Annotated in this window: 5 protein-coding genes and 1 pseudogene; 3 read left to right on the top strand and 3 right to left on the bottom strand. The window is 62.9% G+C overall.

What is annotated here, in order from left to right:
- The coding region (locus tag EN935_RS26080) for a DUF4175 family protein (protein WP_127373755.1) at positions 1–181 on the top strand (181 nt) is incomplete at its 5' end.
- Positions 182–234: 53 nt separating this feature from the next.
- Positions 235–606, top strand: a pseudogene (locus EN935_RS26075) (glyoxalase superfamily protein).
- Here the strand turns inward: EN935_RS26075 and EN935_RS26070 are convergent.
- Entirely contained in the window at positions 585–1,466 is an 882-nt protein-coding gene (locus tag EN935_RS26070; RefSeq protein ID WP_127264059.1) for a LysR family transcriptional regulator, read from the bottom strand. The pseudogene EN935_RS26075 and the gene EN935_RS26070 sit on opposite strands and share 22 nt — an antisense overlap.
- Positions 1,467–1,689: 223 nt before the next feature.
- Here EN935_RS26070 and EN935_RS26065 point away from each other — a divergent pair, with 223 nt between their 5' ends.
- On the top strand, positions 1,690–2,637 hold the full coding sequence (locus EN935_RS26065) for a DMT family transporter (RefSeq protein ID WP_164757677.1): 948 nt from the start codon (positions 1,690–1,692) through the stop codon (positions 2,635–2,637).
- Here EN935_RS26065 and EN935_RS26060 read toward each other — a convergent pair whose 3' ends face one another.
- Positions 2,638–3,009, bottom strand: a complete 372-nt coding sequence (locus EN935_RS26060) for a response regulator (protein WP_164548794.1) — start codon at positions 3,007–3,009, stop codon at positions 2,638–2,640. It lies immediately after the preceding gene.
- 74 nt (positions 3,010–3,083) lie between these two features.
- Complete coding sequence (gene hpt, locus EN935_RS26055) at positions 3,084–3,626, bottom strand: hypoxanthine phosphoribosyltransferase (protein ID WP_056583612.1); 543 nt, start codon at positions 3,624–3,626, stop codon at positions 3,084–3,086.
- Between the last annotated feature and the right edge of the window lie 143 nt (positions 3,627–3,769).

The raw sequence follows: 3,769 nt of genomic DNA, 5'->3' as shown, positions 1-3,769 counted from the left end.
GGCGCTCGGCCGGCCGCGCGCCAGCCAGGGTCCCGATTTCGGCGATTCGGTGAAGGTGCCCGACGAGATCGACGTGCAGCGCGCCCGCCAGATTCTGGAAGCGATCCGCAAGCGGCTCGGCAATGCGCTCAGCCCCGACATCGAACGCAGCTATCTCGAACGGCTGCTCGAGCTGAAATAGGGATTGCCCGCCTCCCACCCCGCCCGAAAACCCTCTTCAACGGTTGCACCACCATGCCTAGACTTGGCGCCGTCACGCCCATCCTGCGCATCTTCGACATTGCCAAGGCGCGTGAATTCTATGTCGGCTTCCTCGGCTTCGAGGTGCAGTAGGAGCATCGCTTCGACGACAACGCGCCGCTTTACATGGCGATCGGCCGCGATGGCTGCGTCCTGCATCTCAGCGAACATCACGGCGACGGTGCACCCGGCATTGCCGTGCGCATCAAGGTCGAGGACATCGCCGCGCTGCATGGCGAACTGATCGGCAAGAAATACCGGTTCGCCAAGCCGGGCCTGGAAGAGACGCCGTGGAAGACCCGCGAGGTATCGGTCGCCGATCCATTCGGCAACCGCCTGCATTTCTATGAAGATGCCGCCGGCTGACTGAGCCTGTTGACGAACGCTTCGCGGATTGCCTCCTGCATACCGTCGATCGCCTCGCCTGACGCATTCGGGTTGCGGTGCATCACCACATTCGAGGAATCGATGGCGCCGAACCCGTCCGCGGTCGTCAGTTCACGGCAGCCGTCGGGAATGTTGCTGCGTGAAATCGGCGCGATCGCCAGTCCGGAGGTGACGGCGAGCTTGAGGCCGCCGGTGGTGTCGCTGGTATAGGCGACACGATAGGCAAGATCGCGTTGCTCCAGCGATTTGATGGCGAAGTCCTTGCACCAGCCGGCCCGGTTGTAGAGTGCGATCGGCACCGGCTGTTCCTCATGCATATGGTGCAGGGTCGACGTTACCCACACGGTCGGATCGTGCATCAGCACTTCGCCGCCGGCAGGATCCTGCCATTCAAACACCACGCACAGATCGAGTTCGCCGGCGGCAAGCGCGGCTATCTGTGCCCCCGAATGCGCATAGCGCACGGTGACCTCGACCTGTGTATGGCGCTTCGAAAAGGCACCGAGCGCGCGCGACAGGATGGCGTGGCCATACTCCTCGGGAATGCCGATGCGCACCGGCCCGCCGAGCGGCGGCGCCGCCATCGACGCCGACGTCTCGTCGAGCAGCGAGACAATGCGGCGGGCGTTGACGATGAGTTCGCCGCCGCGCCGCGTCAGCGCGACGCCGCGCGAACCGCGCTCGAACAGACTGTCGCCAATCAGCTCTTCGAGCTTCTTCATCTGCATCGACACCGCCGACTGGGTGCGGCCGGCCTGCTCCGCCGCCTTGGTGAAATTGCCGGTCTCGGCAATCGCCACGAAGGTGCGCAGGAGGTCGCTGTCGAGGGTCGGTCGCATGAAATCCGCCATAAGGAAATTTGATCGCTGGCATCATTCCAATTCGTTTGCAACATGTCAAACGCAGGATGATAGTGGCCACGCCCATTGGATATGCGACTGCGAAATCAGCCGCGGACCAATCAAGAGTCCTCACTCGTGCCCGCTGCCCGAAACGGTGGCGGGTTCTTTTTTCACTTGCACAAGCGTGCTTGCGGGCGCGGTACTGGAGCCTGGAATCCTCATGCAGAACCGGATGGTGCGCGGCATCCTGAGCCTGTGTCTGGGCGTGCTGGTCTTCTCGCTGCAGGATCCGCTCGTCAAAGCCGTGTCGAGCTTCTATCCGGTGACCGAGGTGATGGCGATCCGCTCGATCGTCGCCCTGCCGATCCTGATCTTTCTGGTCCATGCCGATGTCGGCTTGCGGGCGATCCTGTCGAGGCGATTCGGCATGCTTACTGTGCGCGCCTTCATCCAGTTCACCTCCTATACGGTGTACTATCTGGCCATCGCTGCCTTGCCGCTGGCCGATGCGGTGGCGCTCTACTTCATGGCGCCGCTGTTCATCATGGCGCTGGCCGGGCCGTATCTTGGCGAGCGCGTCTCCTGGCGGACGCTGGCGACCGTGCTGATCGGGCTGTTCGGCGTCCTCGTGATGCTGCGCCCGGGCGCCGGGCTGTTCGACTGGGCGGCGCTGCTGTCACTGGGCTCGGCGGCGCTCTATGGTTTTTCGCAGTTGATGGCCCGCAAGATCGGCGATACCGAATCGTCCACCGTCATGGCCTTCTATCAGAACGGCGCCTATCTGGTTGGCGCCGCCGTGGTGGCCGGCGCGTTTCACCTTGCTGGCATAACTCACGCCGTCCACCCGAGCCTGGAATTCCTGGTGCGGCCCTGGCTGTGGCCGACGCTGCCCGATTTTCTCAAGATGGCGGCCTGCGGTTTCGTCGCTTCGGCAGGTATGATCTTGCTGTCGCAGGCCTACCGGATGGCGCCGGCCAACCGCGTTGCCACTTTCGAATACACCGGCATCCTGTGGTCGCCGCTGTGGGGTTTCCTGTTCTTCGCCGAAGTACCACGGTCGACAACCGTGATCGGTGCTGCCTTGATCATCGGCGCCGGCCTGATGGCGCTCAACACCGAACGGCGCAAGAGCGCTGCACCCGTGCTCACTGCTGCCGATCCAGCCTGATCAGGCGAAGCAGATCAGCGCCCGTTCGACGCGCGAGCGGATTTCGGCCAGCGTAAAAGGCTTCTGCACGACATCGAGGATAATGCCGTTCAATTCCTCGGCACGCTCGCGCTGGTCGGCATAGCCGGTCATCAGCATGATCTTCATCGATGGGAAGAGCGCTGCCGCCGCGATCGCCATCTCGATGCCGTCCATCTCCGGCATGCGGATGTCGGAGACGACAAGATCGTAGCCGCCACGCGCGGCCTGGATCAGCGAAAGCCCTTGCGCGCCGTCCGCCGCGATATCGATTGTGTGCCCGGCGCGTTCAAGCGCGCGGGCTGCCAGGGTGCGGACGGACTCATCGTCCTCGACGATCAGAAGCTTTGCCATGGCCGGCATATTTGGCGCTGAAAAGTTGACTTTTCCTGAAAGCGCGCAGCATCGCCAAGCATTTTTGATGTCGCTCACACGTCCCCTTTGACGACGCCGACAAACGGCAACTCGCGAAAAGCGTGGGCAACGTCCATGCCGTAGCCGACGACGAAATAGTCGGGGCAGTCGAAGCCGACATAGTCGGCATTGAGCGCGGTCTGGCGGCGCATGCGCTTGTCGAGCAGCACCGCGATGGAACAGCTCTTGGCGCCCCGCGACAGCATCAGGTCGCGGGTGAAGCTCAGCGTCTTGCCCGATTCGAGAATGTCGTCGATCAACAGCACGTCACGGCCGGCGACCTCATTGTCGATGTCGCGCAGCACCCTCACCTCGCCGCTGGTGGTGCCGGCGCCGTAGCTGGAGATGAAGATGAATTCGACCTCGGGCGACAGGCCGACATCGTGCATGGCGCGGATGAGATCGGCGGCGAAGATGAACGAGCCCTTCAGCACCGAGATCACCAGCAAATCGTGATAATCGTGGCCGGCGATCTCCTTGGCAAGCTCGAGATTGCGCCGCGCGATCGCCGATGCCGAAAACAGGACTTCGATGTCCTTGCCGCGTACGATGGGCATTGGTGGTCTTTCCCCGGTGATCGCCTATTGGGCGAAAGTGACCAAAACGGTCCTTACGCCGTTCTTAGGCACGTCGAGCCGGCTGGCAAAGCCGAATCTTTCGCCGGACGCCAGCGCGCGGCCGGATGTCCCCAACGTATAGC

The organism is Mesorhizobium sp. M7D.F.Ca.US.004.03.1.1, from assembly GCF_003998635.1.
GTDB lineage: Bacteria > Pseudomonadota > Alphaproteobacteria > Rhizobiales > Rhizobiaceae > Mesorhizobium > Mesorhizobium loti.
The sequence above is the reverse complement of the archived record's forward strand: the minus strand, read 5'-3'. Positions and strand labels throughout refer to the sequence as shown.